This window comes from Mucilaginibacter tolerans, assembly GCF_030519375.1.
GTDB lineage: Bacteria > Bacteroidota > Bacteroidia > Sphingobacteriales > Sphingobacteriaceae > Mucilaginibacter.
The window spans coordinates 14563-35517 of record NZ_JAUMKB010000015.1; the positions used below are offsets into that span (position 1 = coordinate 14563).

Here is a 20955-nt window from a genome sequence, read left to right on the forward strand (position 1 = left end):
ATTTAATAAGGCAAATTAATCCTTACGCCAGCATTTAACCCGATAGAGTAGAAATGCTGATTAGGCGCCTGATCGCTATACGATGCATTAGTAACCGCTGTGTGACCGTCGGTTGTGGTTTGCTGATAATTAAAACTACCTGAGTTTCTGTAGGAAATATTAAGATTGGCTACTTGTATCGCATTTCCGCCGTCAAGGCTCCGGTTAAGCACGGCATTTAGTGATGTAGGTTTTACCGACAAGAAGTAACCGGACACCTCAGCAAAAACCTGGATATTTTTTGCGACATCTATCCGAACACCTAATGCATCTTTAACCCCGGTATTTACACCATAGTGGTATCTATAACTGTCAGCAGCCTGGTCTTGTGCCTTTTGGGCGTAATCATTATAATCAAATTTGGTCTTTACGGCCACTATAATTCCTAAGGTATTATATAGATTATATTTTCCTTTACCTGCCAACTTGAAGGATACATTTGGAATTATACTCAGTACCGAATGGGTAGAGTTAAATGAACCGGTTAATGTATCAGCCGGGATATTTTGAGCGGCCTTCTTTTTACCGGTCAGATAATCTGCATCAATACCTATACTAATAAAGCTGTTTAGTGCGTATGAAACTCCTATACCCATATGGGCTCCGTTCCCTAATGCTTCTTTGGTTCTGGTAAATGCAGTAGTGCTGCTGGTTTGATTCCCATTGTTGGCTCCGTTGTGAACATCGCCTGTTGTTGTAAAATAGTCGCCTGCCGGATCGATGAAGCCATAACCTCCATAAAGATTTATGCTTATTTTGGATGATTTATCTTGTGAAAACGATTGTTGGGCAAATAAGGCAAGCAAAAATATGCTTAGCAAGATGGATTTACTTCTCATATGGAATGATAAGGTTGGTTATACATTATAATGGGTGCAAGATAATAAAAAGCCGTATAATTTATAACGGCCAATTAATCTTATCCGGCTTGTTATAATCGTTTTTCGTCAGAGTGCGAAGACCTTGGCATAAAAAGGCGCTTCCGATCCCCAATCTTTAAATGTTGCCAGCATTTTATCCTTAAATGCTTTACCTTCCATCGCCTTTCCCTTTTTGGGTGGTAAAACCGCGTTAGGAGCAAGCGTCGTATCGGTTACTTTGGTTGCAAACCAGGCAATATTTTCGTGAGGCAGTGCAACTCCCAATATCATCCCCGGCAGGCCGTTGAAGGACTCCGGACCGCCGGATACCGGGATGTCGGTAGTGTAAAAGGCTACAACATAGATCGAGTCCATCATAATAGCGTTTGCCCTGCGGCAATTGTAACCGGCTATTTCACGGGTTTCGTCGGTTACTTTCCATTTTATTTTTCGTGTGCTGTCCTTTACCAAAAAGAGCTCATCGAATACTTTTTTCTGAAAAACACCTGTTTTTGTATCCAGATCGGTATAAATGGTGTTGTTTTGCGTGGCTACAGGGCTGTTAGCAAACCACCCTCCTCCGGTTGCGATTTCCTCCTCGGCCGGTGTAAAGAGCGTTTTATTATTAGCAAATGATAAAACGCTTTTGGATACCTTGAACTGCGGTTGAGCTTTTTTATAGGCATCAAACAGGGGACTTAACCACGCTTCGTTGTCCTTATTAAACATTTTGGGAATAATGGCATACATGTTTGTTTTACGCTCAAACTCAATAGTGCCTGATGTAGTAAAATGGGCGTGCTGGGCAAAAAGCTTATTGCTTAATATCACCAGGCAAATCAGGAATGTCAGTGTGTTTTTCATGGTTTTATTTTTTGGGAGCTCCTCCGGCCATTTTAGTGAACTCATAATCAATAGTGAACATAACATATCGTTTTATGGTCGTATAACTATTTTGTACGATCATATTTGAACTGGCTGTCCTGCTAAAGCCCACATTCTGGTTCAGCAAATCATTACCCCATATAGTGAACTTCAAATTGTCGTTCTTCAGGAATGTTTTTACAATAGAGGCATTGATGATCGTTTTACTGAAGTCGGTGCCGAATGATGCGGTTTTTGGACTGTATTCATAATCGCTATTTGAACCTATCTGGAATTTGCCCGGCAAGTAAATGGTGAATCCACCATAACCCCTGAATCCTGTGCCGTTATTATTTGTATTGGGCTGCAATGACGACCTGCTGATGGTATAGATAGGCCCTCCTGAAAGGTAAAGTTCAATCTTTTTCTCCTTGTATTTATTAATGTTGATCCGTGGATTAAAAGAATAGTTCTGTGTCTGGTTCAGTACGCCATTTACCAGGTTGTAAAAGGTACTGCCATTAGCGCCGCCACCAATACCTACGTTTATATCAAGCTTTTCTATCTTTTTACCGAAGTTGCCCCATATACCAAAATTCGAGGTACGTTTTCCCGAAAGGTTGGAATATTGACTTATGCTTCCTCCGTTTGGTGAATAGGTAATGTCGCTTACAATAGGGTTTGTGGTATAGGAGTAATTTCCGTTTAAATAGATATACTGACTGGACACCACCTTATATGAATTATACCACATGTTAAAATTATTGGTAAACGAAGGTCTTAGGTTCGGGTTACCTTCAACAATGTTCAACTGGTCATTGTTATTTCGTATGGGTTGTAGTTGATCAATTGATGGCAAAGTGGTGCGTCCGCTATAGTTAATGTTAAAAGATTTCTGCTGCGAAAAACGGTACTGGAAACTGGCCTGTGGCATCCAGTCGGTAAAATCTCTGTTCAGAGCGTTGCCTGTGTAACCTTCGGTTTGTTTAAGATTAACATCGGCCACTTTGGTGCCAAAATTGATTATGGTCTTACCTTTTTTATAATTGAAAATCGCACCTCCCTGGTTTGATATGCTATTCAGTTTGTAATTGCTGCTGAAGGTGTCATTCAGCATATCATATTTACCCGAGATGGATTTGTCGAAAGACTTTCTATCGGCAGTGGCATTATTTATCCCTATACCATAGTTGAATGTAATAGCCAATGTTTTTGAAAGCGGTTCGGTGTATGTCAGGTTGGTGGTGAGCGCTGAGTTTTTCAGATTATTGGTCTTATACTGATCGACTGTGTCAGGTTTTGTGCCTGTCGTATCTATACTTTTATAATAATAAACCTTGGAATTTAAATACCCATTAGCTTCGCTCCGATTATAAGCTTCGGCTATGTTAAACGACAGTGTGCGACGCGGCTTTTTGAATTTGTGCGTATAAAAGGCACTGGCATTAAATATTTTCTGATCCACATCATTGGTAATGTCTCTGTTGCTTCTGTTTACCAAGGTGTCGTTCCGGGATTCTGATCCGGTATAGTGTTCAATGGTGTTACTGTGTTTTAAAGTTCCGTCAACAGCTATTTTAAGGTTCGAACTTGTGTCCAGCTTCACGTTATAGGTAGCATCCAGCTTTTGTTTGAACATGTATTTATGGAAATTCTCGTTCGAGGTGCTGTTTAGAATAGTATCGGGAAGGTTGTTTTGAGTGATGTTGGTGTTGCTGCCATCAACCGTAAGTGAGCCTATCTTATAGTTTGTATTTAATGACTCCTTGTCGTCATTCCATTTCGTGTCGTAATGCACACCGCCGGTCCGGGCAGTTGGCAACCCCTGGCCGTTGTATTGGCCATCAAAGGAATCGAGGTCATCACCGTTACCACCAAAAAAGAAAACTGTCCCGCTATCATCTGATTGTATGGCATTTCCCGAGCCATATTTCTGATTATCTTCCCAGCCAAGCCCAGTTTTGCCATTGTTTCCTAAGGTGCCATAAACAGAAAGCTTTTGTTTCGCCTTGAATGCATTGAACAATACTTGTGCCTGGTACATGTTTTCCGTTGCATCCCCCACTTCAGCTTTACCAAACATTCCATTTTTTTTATCGGCTTTTAATTTGATGTTCAACGTCTTTTCTTTCTTACCATCGTCAATACCGGTAAAGGCAGCCTGGTCACTCTTTTTATCATATAGCTGCACCTTATCAACCATATCGGCCCGGATATTTTTGGTGACAAGTGTCGGGTCATCCCCAAAAAACTCTTCGCCGTCAACAAGCACTTTATTTACCGTTTGGCCCTGCGCGGTAATCTTGCCGTCCTTATCCACCTGTATACCGGGTAATTGCTTTAACAGGTCTTCCACTTTTGCATTGGGTTGGGTAACATAGGCAGCTGCATTAAATTCGGTTGTATCGCCTTTTATTTTCATCTGGGCGGCGGAGCCTTTAATAATTACCTCGTGCAGCAGGCGTGATTTCAACTGCAGATGGATGTTCCCCAGGTTAAAATTTTGCCTGGCTGAGTCGAGACTGAATTTGTCTATATAATCCGCATAATCCGGATAGGCTAATAACACGATAAAATTTCCAGGGTGAAGGCCGTTTATATCGAAGGAACCATCCTCGCCTGCACGTGCAAAGGTTACCAGTGTTGAGTCTTTAGCATTTAATACTGACACTGAAGTGTTACGGAGTTTTATATGCTCGACGCTATCACTTACTACACCTTTCACGGCGTATTTGCTTTGGGCTGATAAAGAGGTTGAAAAGGCAAGAAGAATAAGGCATAGCAAGTTTATGTGCTTCATAAGGTTGTGTTAGGAGCGCCTAAGATATAACTAAATCATTAGGAAGAAAACTGCCAGCACGTTAATTTATGTTAATAAGTGTTAAATGGGCAGTAAATAAGCAAAATGCTGTTTTCTAAAATCAGTAATCCTTTTATTAAATCATATAAAAGATTATTTTAGCACCGTTTAACCTATAACCTTATGTTAACGATGACAAGCTTTCCCTCACTAAAAAAGGCTATACTGATAGCCGGCATTTGTTTGCCCATTGCATTAAAAGCTCAGAACGGTCCGGCTCCTAAGCCCAATTGGCAAAATCTCGATCTTAAAACAGACACCGTATTTGGTATAAGCACAGAAAAAGCCTACAGCGAGTTGCTTAAAGGTAAGCCGCATGTCCCGGTGCTGGTTGCTGTTATAGACGGCGGTGTTGATATCAACCACGAAGACTTAAAACGTATTATCTGGACTAACCCCAATGAAGTGGCAGGTAACAGCAATGATGATGACAAAAATGGCTATACGGACGATATGCATGGGTGGGATTTCATCGGATCGGCAAACGGAAACGAGCATTACGATAATACAGAATTGGTGAGGTGTGTCCGTCTATATACGGCAGAATTCAAGGGAAAGGATACGACGGCTTTGACCGGTAAGGAACAGACCGATTTTTATGCTTATCAAAAAATGCGTACCGACCTGGCCGGGAAAGTGAAAAAAGCACAGCGCATATATGCCATCATTACCAATTTTAATGAGATACTTAAATCGATGTTGTCCAAAATTGGTAAATCCGACCCAGTATTGTCTGACTTTCAAAGCTATGAGCCTCAAAATAACGGAGAGGCCTATGTTAAGAAGATTGTTGTAGAGAACCTGGGGAGTTATAAAGACATGGCCGATTTCAGAAAAAATGAAATAGACGACGGGCTAAAGCACTTTTCAGAACAATTAAATTATCACTATAATGTGGATTTCGATCCGCGCTCGATAGTAGGTGATAACTACAACGATAGCAGCGAGCATTTTTATGGGAATAATGACGTGACCGGCCCCGATGCTGAACATGGTACACATGTGTCCGGTATTATTGGCGCTGATCGTGAGAATAATCTCGGGGTAATGGGGGTAGCTAATGATGTGCGCATTATGTCGGTACGCACAGTGCCGGATGGCGATGAAAGAGATAAAGATGTGGCTAATGCTATCAGGTACGCTGCCAATAATGGAGCCAAAGTGATCAATATGAGCTTTGGTAAATCTTACTCATTTGATAAAAAAGCAGTTGACGAAGCACTGAAACTGGCCATGAGTAAAGATGTTCTGGTCATCCACGCAGCAGGAAATGATAACCAGGACAATGACAAAGAGCCACATTTTCCAACGCGTATCTACCAAGATAAAAGCGGCGAGGCAGCAGCATGGATTGAGGTTGGAGCTTCCGGAGTAAATGATGATAAAACTTTGAAAGCCTCATTCTCTAATTATGGCAAAACCAGCGTTGATGTATTTGCTCCCGGGGTTAAAATAAATTCAACTACGCCTAATTCAACTTATGCACCGCATGACGGTACTAGCATGGCTGCGCCTGTAGTATCTGGATTAGCGGCGCTCATCCGTTCATACTACCCTAAACTTACTGCTTTGCAGGTGAAGGAAATTATTCTAAAATCGGTAGTAAAGGTAGCCCACAAAGTTAATCTGAAAGTAGGTGATAGCGAGCGCAAAGTTTCGTTTGATGAATTATGTGTCACTGGTGGTGTTGTGAATGCTTACCAGGCGCTCAAACTGGCAGCGACTTATTAGGCCTTAAGCTTATACTTATTAATGAAGGCAAATGAAAGCCCATTTGCCTTTTCTTATCTTATGATGTTTTGCCACAAAATAACCCTGGATAACGTCTTTATTCGCTGCGCTGCAAGGGGATTTTAAAAACAGGTAAATTATTCTTCCTTAAAAAAGTATATTTTAGTGCTGAAATTGTGCAGGTGGCGGTGCGAGCCAGTTAAAAGTATTATAATTGATGCTGAAGTTTAATAAGGCTTTTCTTTTCTATCTATATAAAACAGTTTTTCTTTTACTTTTCACTTTCCAATTTCTGGATGGAACGGCTCAGGGCTTGCTTTTTAATTCAAACGACAGCCTGTTAAACAAACGTACCTCGCTGCATGTGTTCAGCAATGATGTACCGGTATTTCATGATCATTTGTATATCCAGTTCGATCTTTCATTATGGGATAATGCACACCTGGGTTATGTGTGCAATCTTGCCGAAAAAGACAATTCATATAGCCTGAGCTACCTGTACATGAATGGCTCCGGTTTCCTGAACTTCAACATCGACAGGAAAAGCAATAAGATCCAGATACCGCTTGACAAATCCATATTGAAGAAGGGCAAATGGATGAAGGTGCGGATGGATTTTGATCTGAAAAATGATAAGGTCGATATTGATATCAACAATAAACTTTACCAGGCAAGCGAGCTGGGTTTTAAGGATCAAGCGGAAGGGAATCTGATATTTGGTAAAAATCAGTTTTATACCGAAGTGCCGAATATGGCTATCAAAAATTTATCGGTAGGTGATCATAACAGCACTTATGTTTTCCCACTGGATGAATGGAAAGGAACCGAAGCGCACGATCAGGAAGGCAATGTCATTGGTGCGGTAGAAAACCCTGTTTGGCTGATCAACGAATCGTATTTCTGGAAACCAGTTTACACAAATTCCTTTAAGCAAGTAGCTGGATTAAATTTTAATACGATCGATCAGAACCTGTTTATTTTCAAAAAAGATTCAATCATCACTTTTAATTCTGAATCGAAACGGGCTATTGCCACACCCTACCAAAATCCGTTTCCTGTACCAATGGTGCTTGGCAAAAGTATCTTTAATGCCCGCCAAAACAAATGTTATATCTACGAGCTTTTTGATATTCCCAAGGGAATGCCGAGTGTCGCCTCGCTGAACATGGATAAAAACAGCCTGAAATGGGAAGCGATAGGAAAAACCATTTTACCACAGCAACGGCACCACCATAACATGTTTTATAACCTGCAGCAGGATTCTATTTACCTGTTTGGAGGTTATGGCGCATATAAGTATTATAATAAATTTTTGAAGTACGATGCGGGAAAAGATAGTTGGATAGAAGTCCCATTTAAAGGAGACAATATAACACCACGTTTTTTTGCCGCTGCCGGAAGCTCTGACAATCCTGATGAAATATTACTTTTTGGTGGTTATGGAAATGACTCTGGTAACCAGATAGTAGGTGGAAAGCAATTTTACGATCTGTACCGCATCAACCTGAAAACTCATATCATAAAAAAAGCCTGGAGCATACACCCTCAGAATAAAGAGGTATTTGTGCCGGCCAATAACCTGATCCTGTCTCCCGATAAAAAATATTTCTATGCTCTGTGCTATCCGCATGAAATAGCTAAAACAGAAATACGGTTATATAAATTTTCGTTGCAGGATGGCTCTTATGAAGTGGTAAGTGCGCCAATACCAGTTACTTCTGAGAGGATAGAATCGGATATTAACCTTTTTTTTAGCCACAAAACCAACGAGTTTTTCTGCACTATACAAGAATTTACCGATCGGGTAAACTCAAGTATCAGAATTTTTTCGCTGCTGGCACCACCTGTAAGCAATGCTGCTTATTTAAAAGCTTTGGCTCCGCCGCAAAGTAAGGGACATTTATCACTTTATCTGGCAATTGGCGTTGTCCTTATCATAGGTGTTTTTGTAGTAATCATTATCAGAAGAAAGCCTGAAGGGACACTACCTGAGCCTGAAGTGCTGCCTGTGCCGTCACCGCTGCCTGCTGAGAAAAAGGAAACGGGCAAAAAACAAAATGCCATCTATTTACTTGGTGAGTTTGCTGTTTATAATAAAAATGGCAGGGATATCACTTACCTGTTTAGCCCCAAAATCAAGCAACTGTTTATATTAATACTGATTAATAGCCGGGATTATACTGGTATCACGTCAAAAAAAATATCTGCATTGTTGTGGCCCGATAAAGACGTAGCCAAGACCAAAAATATTAAAGGGGTAACCTTTAATCACCTGCGAAGCATTATCAGCGACCTGAACGGTATTGAGTTGACCTTCCAGAACGATAATTACCTGTTTAAGTTTTCAGAAGAGTTATTCTGTGATTATTTTATTGTCTCTGAGCTGATCAAAGAAAGCCATTGGGCTAATAACGACTATAAGATTTTAGAACATTTTGACCTGGTATCGCGCGGCACACTGCTCTCAGGCATGCCAGATCAATGGCTGGATGATTTTAAAAAAAATTATGATGAACAGTTGGTCGGAATGATTCAGCCCTTGCTGATCAAATATTATGAATCAGGAGATATGCGCCTCGTGCCAGATCTGGCTAAACTGATATTGGATACCGATCCGTTCAACGATACTGCTCTTAAATACCAGTTAAAAGCGATAAGAAAGCAGAAGGGAATTGAACAAGCCCGGAAAGTTTACGATCAGTTCATTGCTGAATACAAAAGATCTTTTGGGTCGGATTATCAGACCAGTTTCGAAAAACTGATTCAATAATATTATTACTACCGCTCTTAGCGCATTATTCGCTCTAATTTTCTTTCTTGCCACACTTTTCTTAGTGTACTTTTTACAATAATTGCAATCACGCAATTATCCTGTGGTTAATGAAATTATTAGCTAATTAACCCATTTTTTAACCCATTTTTTAATACCACCCCTCTAACATTGTGTACCGAAAGCCACTGTTCATATCGTTGATCCGGGGCATTTTATAAACCAACAACCAACCTATTTATTTATGAAGAAATCTTTTACCTGTCGAAGCCGGCTGACCGACCTCTGCCTGGCTAAAATCAAGATCCTCATTTCCCCGCCTCTGGCATTGCTGCTGGCACTGTGCCTGTCGGTTTCTGCCTATGCACAAACAGGGAAAGTACAGGGGACTGTACTGGACGAAAAAGGGGAGACATTGCCCGGTGTCTCTATTAAATTGAAAGGAACCGAACAAGGGACCGTAACTGACCTAAAAGGTAAGTTCTCTATTAATGCAAGTGCCGGCCAAACGCTGGTGTTTACTTATGTCGGCTACATAGTTCAGCAAGTAACATTGAAGGACCTTAGTCAGCTTACGATTTCACTGGCGCCAAACGCCTCAGCACTTAACGAAGTGGTGGTGGTAGGTTATGGTAGTCAAAAGAAACTGTCATTAACCACCGCGGTAACCTCAGTTACCAACAGGGAAATCGAAACCACCAAGAACGAAAACGTGGAGAACATGCTGACCGGTAAAGTTGCCGGTTTGCAGGTGATGCAAAACACCGCCGAACCAGGCGACTTTAACAACAATATTTCTATCCGCGGCTTTGGTAACAATCCATTGATCGTGGTTGACGGTGTGCAGATGCCTGATTTTGGCGTTACAGGCGGTACCGGCGATAACTCAACAGGGTCGAGCAACATCCTGGCAAGGCTGGATCCGAACGATATCGAAAGCGTATCAGTTTTGAAAGATGCTTCGGCTTCGGTTTATGGTGTTAAAGCTGCAAACGGCGTTATTCTCGTAACTACTAAAAAGGGTAAAAAGGGAGCGCTCCAACTGGACTATTCAGGAACTTTTGGTTCCCAGGTGCCATCGGGGCTTCCGAAGCCTGTCGATGCAATTCAGTACATGACACTGGTAAATGAACAGTCCATGCACCAGGCTAACGGCGGCAGGATTGTCTATACGCCAGCGGACTTTGGTCCCTATACAAGCGGGGCAAAGAAAAGCACTGACTGGTACGATCAAGTTTTCAAAAAGTCTGCTTTCCAGGAGCAGCATAACCTTACCGCAACCGGTGGCAACGACGTAACCACTTATATGCTGAGCGGCGGTTTCACAGGTCAGAATGGTTTTTTAACCAGCAATGATTTGTCTTATAAACGCTATAACGTACGCTCAAACATTACCAGTAAAATAACCAAAAACCTGACGGTAAATTTGAATCTGAGCGCTATTATGGATCAGAAAACCGCGCCGGTCACTTCAGTTTGGTGGACCACCAGGGAGACTTGGCGTGAGCTTCCTATCCAGACGGTTTATGCCAATAACACAGCGCCTTACTATCTGCAAGGTCAGGTAGACAACGGCAACCCGATAGCCTATGAAAATGCCGACCTTACCGGTTACTCCAATCAAAACAATAGATTTTTTAATGGTTTAATGAGTCTTGAATATAAAGTGCCTTTTGTTGACGGGCTTTCTATTAAGGCTATGTACAGTTATAACGCTCAGATACAGGATAATAAATCGTTTGATAAAGCATATAACCTGTATACCTATAATGATGCTACACAAACTTACACAGCACATCTGACAGGAGCTCCAAGCTATGTACAAAGGCAGTATTACAATTATCCGCAGAATACAGATCAGCTGTCAATCAACTATGACCACACATTTAAAGGTGGCCACAACATCAGTGCATTATTGCTGTATGAAGGTAATGACCAGCAGGCCGATAACTTTGCTGCATACAGGCAACTGGCAATACCAGTAGACCAGATTTTTGCAGGTAATGCACTCAATCAGCAGGCTTCCCAGGATGGTACTTTATATCATTATACCACCAACTCGGTTGTGGGCAGGTTGCACTATGATTATAAAGGCAAATATTTAGCTGAGTTCAGTTTCAGAAATGACGAATCATCAAAATTTCCTCCTGGTCAAAAAAGTGGTTTCTTTCCATCGGCTTCAGCTGCATGGAATATCTCTGAAGAAGATTTCTGGAAAAACTCCTCAGCATTATCATTTATTGATCAGTTGAAACTGCGCGGGTCTTATGGAGTGCTGGGTGACGATAATACCCTGTACTTCCAATTTTTGCAGGGATATTATTATCCTGCAGGTGGTAATAATAACCAGGTTCCAAGCGGATCGGTATTTGGCAACAGCTTTTTAAACGCAGTTCAGGCTACATCTTTACCTAATCCTCATATCAGTTGGGAAACATCGCACACCTTTGATGCCGGTATCGATTTTGATGCGTGGAAAGGTAAATTAGGCTTTACATTTGATTACTTCATACGTAACAGAAGCGGGTTATTCTCCGCTAGTACTGCACAGGTGCCGGACGTGCTGGGCACAGACCTGCCCCAAGAAAACCTGAACAGCGACCGCACAAAAGGCTTTGATTTTGAGGTGACCCACCGGAGCCATATCGGCAAGTTTAACTACAATGTCCGGGGTACATTTTCTTACGCCCGCACTAACTGGGTTAAATTTGCTGAGTCTAAACATGGTAACTCTTACCTCGACTGGCAACAAAATAATAGCAACCGTTACCAGGCCATTCAATGGGGGTTAGGCAGTGCTGGACAATATCAAAACTACGGCCAGATACTGAATAGCCCGGTATTTGTAGGCAGGGGTACCGTGGTAGGTGACTACGCTTACCAGGATTGGAACGGTGACGGGCAGATCGATGGGAATGATAATCACCCAATAGCTTACGGCAGCAATCCGAATGGCGGTACTGTTACACCTCAGATAACCTATGGTCTTAGCCTGGGCGGTTCATATAAGAGCTTTGATTTTAACTTATTGTTCCAGGGAGCCGCCAAGATCGACATCTCTTATATTGAACAGTTGAATATCCCGCTTTGGGGAGGTGGCAGCGCTTTAACTCAGTTCATGAACGACTGGCACCCTGCTAACCCGAACGCCGATCCTTACAATCCAAATACAGTATGGGTACCTGGTCAGTTTGCCTATACCGGCACAACGGCAAATACCGGATCGTCATTCAACTTTCAAAGCGCGGCTTATGTAAGGCTGAAGAGCGCGGAAATAGGTTATTCCCTGCCATCAACACTCTTGTCACATATCGGCATCCACGGATTCAGAATATTTGCCAATGGTTACAATCTGCTAACCTGGACAAAGGTGAAGTATGTCGATCCGGAGCACCCAACAGGCATGTATGGGTATTTATATCCACTTGACAAAGTATTCAATGTTGGTTTAAATGTGAAATTTTAATCAGAGCAATCATGAAAAGATACATATATATAATAATTGCAATTTTAACGGTATGCGGATCGGCATGCCGGAAAATAAGTATACCGCCGCCCAATATTATTCAGGACAAGGATGTTTTTACATCCAGCCCCGGTATACAGGCATATATGGCACGTTTATACAGCGAGTTGCCAATAGAAGATTTCAGGTATTCGCCTGCAAGAGGGCTCAACTTTTTTTGGATCATCAGCCCAACCCCGGCTACAACCGGCGAGGCGCTGAGCCGTGATCAGACAAGCTCCATGCAGGAAAACTTTGGCGGATGGAACTGGGATATCTGGCACGGATCATATACCGTAATCCATGATTGTGATTATTTTATTGAAACATTGCCTAAATACGCCAGTAACTTTAACAAAGATCAAATCAATCAATGGTTAGGTGAAGCCTACTTTGTTCGTGGTATGACCTATTTTGCACTGGTAAAACGCTTTGGCGGTGTGCCGATCGTTAACAAGACATTGGATTATACAGTTGGCGGAAGTACTGAACCGCTGAAAATCCCCCGTTCGTCTGAGAAAGCTGTATGGGACCAGGTTGCAAGCGATTTTGATTTTGCGATCGCGAATCTGCCAGATGTTAATATGGATTATAAAGATGGCAGCCGGGCCAATAAGTATGTAGCAGCAGCATTTAAATCAAGAGCAATGCTCTATGCCGGTACTATCGCAAAATACAATTCCATTACATTGTTTGATGGTAGCCAGAATCAGCTTTGCGGTATCCCCGCAAGTGCAGCAGCAGGATATTTCCAGCAGGCAGTTGATGCGGCTAAAACTTTGGAGGGCGTATACAGCCTGTATTTGAAAGGATGGTCATCAACAGATAAAGCTGCGCAATACCAAAACTTTGTGAACTTGTTTTCTGATGCCACAAGCTCTGAAACTGTTTTCGTAAGAGAGTATAACTATCCGAATTCTGTACATGGCTACGATGCTTATAACGTACCACGCCAGTTGATCGGTCCTAACGGATACTCTTCAGAAGTAAACCCAACACTCAATTTTGTGGAGATGTTTGATGGTATCCCTAAAAATGCAAATGGTACTATCCAAAATCTGGATGCCGGCGGTCACTACCAGTTGTTCAATAACACAATGGATATGTTTGCCAATGCAGAGCCGCGCTTAAGGGCATCGGTGATATTACCAGGTGACCTGTTTAAAGGAGAAAGCATCGAAATACGTCGTGCCATTTACACAGGGCCATCAGCAGGTGGCATTAGTCCGCTATTACCTGCCGGTTCAAAATCGCAATACCCTACAGGCAACCTGGTACAAGGAGCTGATGCTGGTCAACAGGCTTTCACTTTGCCCAATGGTTCAAAAATGAACCCCGCAGGTGCAAGCGGTATTTTTACCGGCGATCAGACTTGTGCTATCTCAGGCTTCTCTGTTCGTAAATGGTTGGATCCTAACCTGCCTACTTCGCAAGTTTTGGAAAACAACGAAACGCAAACCTGGATTGAGATGCGTTATGCAGAAGTTTTATTAAACCGCGCCGAAGCAGAGTATGAGCTTGGAACTTCTAATTCTGCTAACATTAACGATGCATTTACGATCATTAACCAGATCCGGTCAAGAGCAGGTGCAATTCCGCTGGCAAGTTCAAGTGCGATGACCATCGATACCATCCGCAAAGAGAGAAGAAAAGAGCTGGCCTTTGAAAACAAAACCTACTGGGATTTGAGAAGATGGAGAATATTCGATAAGGAACAGAACGGTACTATCTATCGCGTACTAATGCCTTTCTACTCATCAACGGCAGGTAAGTATTTCTTTGATGCCCGTACCGACGAGCGCAACGACGTGTATACCTACGACCCTAAATGGTATTATGAACAAATACCAGGCGGAGCGATTTCAAAGAGCCCTAATTTAATACAGAACCCCGGTTATTAATCACTGAAAGACAATGAAGAAGAGATTATATTATTTAGCATTTGGCCTGGCAGCAATAGTGGCCAGCTCATGTTCAAAACTTGATAATTATCCTGCGCCATCAAACACAATCACCGGCGAAACGATAGATGCCGGCACAGGGAATACAGTACAGACTGAAATTGGCAGCCGTGGCACAAGAGTGAAATTATTGGAAACAAGTTATAGCTCCAATCCTACACCGTATTATTTCCAATCGATGCAGGATGGTACATTTAACAACACCAAAATATTCGCCGCTACCTACAATGCATCGGTTGAAGGCCCATTTGTGCCGCTGGTGCAAACTGATAGTACAGGTAAAGTAACATCTGATCAAAGCCAGAACATCACCATAAAAGGCACCAACACTACAACTCATCTCACTTTTAAAGTGGAACCTTTTTTGAGGATCGATTGGGTTGGCCAGCCGGTATTTAATGCCGACAGCACAGTTACAGTCAAATTTAAAATATCAAGAGGCACTACAAATCCCGCATACCAGTCGCTAATTACCGATGTTAACCTGTATGTAAGTAATACTAAATACGACGGTGACAACAATTATGACATAAGGTATTCGCCATTCAATTCATTCAGTACTGCCCATCAAACTGATAGCCTCTTAACTAATACGCTCACATTGACTACAAAACCTGGCGCGCTACCGCAGCAGGATGTTTATTTTCGGATTGGCGCGCGGATAAACGCCGGATTAGACGAATACAATTATAGCACACCTGTATCTGTAAAATATCCATGATTTAACTAGGGGAGGGCTCCGGCCCTCCTTTTTCAAGACCCTTCATTTACCTTTTGCGACACTACATCTACCTATTTAAAACACCTATATTTAATACTAAATGAAAAAGACTACCCTGCTTTGTTCTTTACTGGCAGTTTCATGTACAGCATATGCGCAGAAGTATGATTCGGCTAAGGAACATCCGCGACAAAAAACCACATTCCAAACCAGCAGTTCCTGGATACCGCAGATCGATGTGCGGTCCGACATGGCTATTGTTTACGGCACGAATGACCGTAAGGGAGAAACTTTTGAGCAACGTGTACAATCATGGCGTGATAAAGGCTATCAAACCGCATTTATGACCGGCATTGCCTGGGGAAGCTATTATGATTATTTCCTGGGGAAATGGGACGGTAAAAATCACCTCGGTGTGGGGCAGGTAACTCAAAAAGGTGATACCATCTTTCACGGTAAAAATATGCCTTACGTGGTGCCTGTACAATCGTTTATCGAATACATGAAAACCGCCGTTGTAAAACGGGTAATTGATGCTAACATCACCACCATATTTTTAGAAGAGCCTGAATTTTGGGCCCGCGCCGGATACAGCGCACCTTTTAAAGAAGAATGGCAAAAATATTATGGTTTCCCATGGAGGCCACAGCACGAATCGTCTGAGAATACTTACCTGTCAAGCAAGCTGAAATATCATTTATATTATGACGCTATAAAAAAAGTATCCAGTTATGCGAAAGAATACGGCAAAAGCAAAGGCAAGGATATCAAAGTTTATATCGCTACGCACTCATTAGTTAACTACTCTTCCTGGCAGATCGTTAGCCCAGAGGCTAGTCTGGCGTCATTACCAGGAATTGATGGTTACATTGCCCAGGTGTGGACAGGTACTTCGCGTGAGCCTACTTACTTTAATGGTAAGGAGAAAGAACGCGTTTTTGAAAATGCTTTTCTTGAATACGGCTCAATGGTTTCCATGACCGCGCCGACGGGCCGAAAATTATTCTTCCTGACTGACCCTATCGAAGACCGGCCACGCGACTGGGCTGATTACAAACGCAACTACCAGGCAACCTTCACCGCCGAAATTTTGTACCCGATGGTGGATAATTACGAAGTGATGCCCTGGCCAGAACGTATCTACACCCATCCATATAAGGTTGCGCACAGCGACTCAATGGTGCTGATACCGAAATTTTATTCAACCCAGATGCAGGTGATGATCCATGCGCTCAATGATATGCCGCTATCAAAAAACAAAGTGAACGGTGTAAACGGTATCGGGGTACTGATGAGTAATTCACTGATGTTTCAGCGCTTTCCTACGCAAAATGGATTTGAGGACCCGCAATTCTCAAATTTCTACGGACAAACCCTGCCATTGGTAAAACGCGGTGTTCCTGTACAAACTGTACACATGGAGAACCTGGCTTATGCACCAACATTGAAGGACATCAAAGTTTTGGTGATGAGTTACTCGAACATGAAGCCGAACAGCCCGGAAGTGCATCAGCATATTGCCGACTGGGTGAAGAAAGGAGGCGTGTTGGTTTACTGCGGCCGCGACGATGATCCATATCAATCAGTAATGGAGTGGTGGAACACCAAGGGCCAGAAATACAAAACGCCATCTGGGCATCTGTTCAAGCTATTGGGAATTTCCCTTATAGGGGGTAAAGACAGATATACCGTTGGCAAAGGCACCGTTTATGTTATCCGCCAGAACCCTAAAGAGTTTGCCATGCAGGCAGGCGAAGATGAAAAATATATTAAAGAGATAAAAACGGCCTATGAAAAAGATGCTCATGCAGGTGAACTGGTATTCAAAAACAACTTTTACCTGGAGCGTGGTCCTTACGATATTATTTCGGTATTGGATGAGAACGCGGATAGGAAACCTTACACGGTAAAAGGCCCGGTTATCGATCTGTTCGACCCGCAATTGCCTGTTTTGGGCGAGAAAGTGGTTCAACCAGGTGAACAATCATTGCTGTACGATCTGAGCCGCGTGGTAGATAAAAAGCAGCCAAAGGTATTGGCATCAGCCTCAAGGATATACGATGGTAAGGCGACGCAAAATAGTTATTCATTTATAGCTAAAAGTCCTGTAAATACCATAAATAGTGCGCGTGTTTTATTACCTTCGAAACCAGGAAAAATTACCGTTTCTGATCATAATGGCCGGCCAGTTAAAGAGGTGAAATCATCCTGGGATGAATGGTCGCATACGGTTTATTTGGGTTTTGATAATAGTCCGGATGGCATTAAAGTGGATATAGAATGGTAAAGTTCCGGAGCCAAAACTTTTTGCAATTAACTTTTATAGCAATGAGTAAAACTCGTCGCTATAAGCACATATACAAATACATGAAATCACCGCTTTTATTTTTATTTTTTTTGCTGCCATTCTCCGTATTTGCGCAAAAACCAACCACGCTGACCGACTATGTGAACCCGCTGATGGGAACACAATCCAGGTATGATCTTTCCAACGGAAACACCTATCCTGCCATTGCATTGCCCTGGGGCATGAACTTCTGGACGCCCGAGACTGGTAAAATGGGCGACGGTTGGCAGTATACCTATGATTCCTACAAGATCAATGGTTTTAAGCAAACCCACCAGCCTTCACCATGGATGGGCGATTACGGGCAATTTGCCATTATGCCTGAAACTGGTCATTTAAAAGTGACCCAAAATGACCGCCAGAGTTGGTTTTCCCATAAAACCGAGATCGTAAAACCATACTATTACAGTGTTTACCTGGCCGATCATGATGTGACGACAGAAATTGCGCCCACCGAGCGCAGCGCACAGTTCCGCTTTACTTTTCCGAAAAGCGACAGCTCATTTATCGTGATCGACGCTTTCGACAAGGGATCGTATGTAAAAGTAATTCCAGGTGAAAAGAAGATCATTGGTTATTCAACCCGCCACTCATGGGGACCATTAAAGAACTTTAAAAATTACTTCGTGATCTATGTAGATAAGCCGATTACGTTGACCCGTTTGTTCAGTGACAGCACGCAGGTAGACTCATCCGAAGTGCATTCCAAACATTCGAGTGCGGTTATCGGCTTCAGAACAGCGAAAGGCGAGAAAGTGCACATGAGAGTAGCTTCATCTTTCATCAGCATAGAGCAAGCCGAAATGAACCTGAAACGCGAGTTGGGTAATGACAGTTTTGACCTAACTACACAAAAAGCAAAACAGGTGTGGAATAAAACATTGGGCAGACTGCAAATTGAAGGTGGCACGCCGGATCAACAGCGCACTTTTTATTCCTGCCTTTACCGTATGTTGTTCTTCCCGAATAAGCTGTATGAGATCAATGCAAAAAATGAGATCGTACACTGGAGCCCATACAACGGCGAAGTATTACCCGGTCGCATGTTTGCCGGAACTGGTTTCTGGGACACATTCCGCGCCTTGTATCCTTTCCTAAACCTGGTTTATCCTTCTATCAATAAAGAAATGCAGGAGGGCCTGGTGAACGACTATAAAGAAGGCGGCTGGCTGCCGGAATGGTCGAGCCCCGGATATGCGGATGTGATGGTAGGCAATAATTCAGCGTCAATTGTTTCAGAAGCTTACCTGAAGGGTTTACGCGGATATGATATCGAAAGCCTATACAAAGCATTAATTCACGATGCTAACAATACTGGTCCGCGTGCTGCAGGCCGACGTGGTGTGGAGTACTATAACCAGCTGGGTTATGTGCCTTATGATGTGAAAATCAATGAAAATGCTGCCCGTACGCTGGAATATGCTTATGATGACTTTGCCATTTACAAATTAGGTAAGGCGCTGAATAAGCCCGAATCGGAAATTGGTATTTACAAAAAACGCAGCATGAACTACAAAAACCTGTTCGACCCATCCACTGGTTTAATGCGCGGCAAAAATAAAGATGGCTCATGGGAAACGCCTTTCAATCCATTTAAATGGGGTGATGCCTTTACTGAAGGTAACAGCTGGCATTATAGCTGGGGAGTGTTCCACGATATACAGGGTTTGGTTAACCTGATGGGAGGCAAAAAGCAATTTGTTTCCAAACTGGATTCGGTATTTACCCTGCCACCAATTTTTGATGATAGTTACTACGGCGAAGTGATCCACGAGATACGTGAGATGCAGATTGCTGGGATGGGGCAGTATGCACATGGCAACCAGCCGATTCAGCACATGATCTATTTATATAATTATGCTGGCGAGCCATGGAAGACCCAATACTGGGCGCGCGAAACCATGAACAAAATGTACAAAGCTACGCCGGATGGCTATTGCGGCGACGAGGACAACGGGCAAACATCCGCCTGGTATGTGTTTTCGGCTTTAGGATTTTACCCGGTTTGCCCGGCTGCAGGGCAATACGTGTTAGGGGCACCATTGTTTACCAAAATCACAGTAAACCTGGAAAGCGGTAAAAAGGTGGTGATCAATGCGCCAAACAACAGTGCTGCCAATAAATATGTGAGCACGCTTACTTATAATGGCAAGCCTTATGATCTGAACTATTTCGATCATAAAACATTACTGCAAGGCGCCGTACTGAACTACGACATGTCGGCCACGCCAAACAAACAAAGAGGTGTTAAAGCCAGTGATTTCCCTTATTCGCTGTCGAACGAAAAATAATGCGCTTACGGGATTGAGCGTAATTGGTTGATTAGATCTCCGGTGGAAGCCGGAGATTTTTGTTTGTTCTAATAGTGAGCGATAAATAATGGCATATTAATTTCACCCATTAATCTGTCGGCCATACTGCTTTTAAACCAGCGTGAGACCTGCCCCCGTTGATACGCCCCCGATACCACTAAGCTATTAAGGTTGCCGCTTTTTAAATAGTTTACTATTTCTTCCTCAGGATCACCTTTTAAAAGCGTATAAGTTGCGCCCGGGTAATGACATTTTATAAATTCCTCAACAAGATTTTGGTCGGGCAAGTCTATCATATCTTTTGGGTCTGTAACTGAAACTACTTCAGTTTCTTTGTTTTGCAACCAGGGCATCATATAGTTAAACATTTTAATCGCATATACGGAAGATGGTCTGCCGTCATACAATAGCACTACCTTTTCGACTTCTGTATACTTATCTGGTACAATTAAAACCGGACATTGAGTTTGCGAGAGCAATTCCCGTAGAAAATGTGTTGGCCTTTTTTCTGTCGCATGCCTAAGTGTTTCGTCAGCACTGATCAGTACTAAATCGCTATAAATGCTTTCCTTCACTAGTTCCTGTAAAGCAAAGCTTTCATCATGATGAACAGCGTATTTAATACCTGCATTTTTACAAGCCTGTTCAAAAACCGCACTTGATTTAAGCCTTGTTTCGGTATCTTTCTCTAGAAGATGCCTCATTTTTACCTCTGAAATGCCGTGTGCCCCCACCAGGTCCTGCATCTTGTAGCCGTGATATAGAAACGATTCCAGGAATATACCCGAAAGCATAGCTTTGCTAGCATGGGCCAGTTTGATTGCATAGGTTAAAGTGCTTTCTGAGAACTTCAAACCATCGAAGGCTGCGCTTATTTTTTTCATGGTTTTAATTGATGGAAAAGGAATTAGTATTAAAGCTCTTCTTATCCCAATATCATCCGTAAATATCTGATTATAAAGTTCCGTAAATAATGACACGATAC

Annotated in this window: 11 protein-coding genes; 7 read left to right on the forward strand and 4 right to left on the reverse strand. The window is 42.6% G+C overall.

The annotated features are described in order from the left end of the window. Window positions 1–2 precede the first annotated feature (2 nt). The 3 genes from Q3A68_RS18300 to Q3A68_RS18310 form a co-directional block, all read right to left on the reverse strand. On the reverse strand, window positions 3–878 hold the full coding sequence (locus Q3A68_RS18300; RefSeq protein WP_302902569.1) for a hypothetical protein: 876 nt from the start codon (window positions 876–878) through the stop codon (window positions 3–5). Between the two features lie 108 nt (window positions 879–986). After that, on the reverse strand, window positions 987–1763 hold the full coding sequence (locus tag Q3A68_RS18305) for a GLPGLI family protein (RefSeq protein ID WP_302902570.1): 777 nt from the start codon (window positions 1761–1763) through the stop codon (window positions 987–989). Between the two features lie 4 nt (window positions 1764–1767). Further along, on the reverse strand, window positions 1768–4563 hold the full coding sequence (locus tag Q3A68_RS18310) for an outer membrane beta-barrel family protein (protein WP_302902571.1): 2796 nt from the start codon (window positions 4561–4563) through the stop codon (window positions 1768–1770). 183 nt (window positions 4564–4746) lie between these two features. Between Q3A68_RS18310 and Q3A68_RS18315 the strand changes: the two genes are divergently transcribed. The 7 genes from Q3A68_RS18315 (at window position 4747) to Q3A68_RS18345 (ending at window position 19949) form a co-directional block, all read left to right on the forward strand. Further along, the gene (locus Q3A68_RS18315; protein ID WP_302902572.1) at window positions 4747–6354 is read left to right on the forward strand and encodes a S8 family peptidase; all 1608 of its coding nucleotides are present in this window, start codon (window positions 4747–4749) and stop codon (window positions 6352–6354) included. Between the two features lie 217 nt (window positions 6355–6571). Further along, window positions 6572–9124 (forward strand): Kelch repeat-containing protein, encoded by a 2553-nt coding sequence (locus tag Q3A68_RS18320; protein ID WP_302902573.1) that lies wholly within the window; start codon window positions 6572–6574, stop codon window positions 9122–9124. Between the two features lie 244 nt (window positions 9125–9368). Further along, window positions 9369–12590, forward strand: coding sequence for a SusC/RagA family TonB-linked outer membrane protein (locus Q3A68_RS18325; protein WP_302902574.1), 3222 nt, complete (start codon window positions 9369–9371; stop codon window positions 12588–12590). Between the two features lie 11 nt (window positions 12591–12601). After that, window positions 12602–14530, forward strand: coding sequence for a RagB/SusD family nutrient uptake outer membrane protein (locus Q3A68_RS18330; RefSeq protein ID WP_302902575.1), 1929 nt, complete (start codon window positions 12602–12604; stop codon window positions 14528–14530). A 13-nt stretch (window positions 14531–14543) separates the two neighbouring features. Further along, a complete protein-coding gene (locus tag Q3A68_RS18335) occupies window positions 14544–15311 on the forward strand; it encodes a DUF3823 domain-containing protein (protein ID WP_302902576.1) in 768 nt (255 codons plus the stop codon). Window positions 15312–15411: 100 nt separating this feature from the next. Beyond that, window positions 15412–17598 (forward strand): hypothetical protein, encoded by a 2187-nt coding sequence (locus Q3A68_RS18340; protein WP_302902577.1) that lies wholly within the window; start codon window positions 15412–15414, stop codon window positions 17596–17598. Between the two features lie 41 nt (window positions 17599–17639). Beyond that, on the forward strand, window positions 17640–19949 hold the full coding sequence (locus Q3A68_RS18345; RefSeq protein WP_302902578.1) for a GH92 family glycosyl hydrolase: 2310 nt from the start codon (window positions 17640–17642) through the stop codon (window positions 19947–19949). Window positions 19950–20017: 68 nt separating this feature from the next. On the opposite strand, the gene Q3A68_RS18350 is transcribed toward Q3A68_RS18345, so the two are convergent. Beyond that, window positions 20018–20854 (reverse strand): universal stress protein, encoded by an 837-nt coding sequence (locus tag Q3A68_RS18350; protein WP_302902579.1) that lies wholly within the window; start codon window positions 20852–20854, stop codon window positions 20018–20020. Between the last annotated feature and the right edge of the window lie 101 nt (window positions 20855–20955).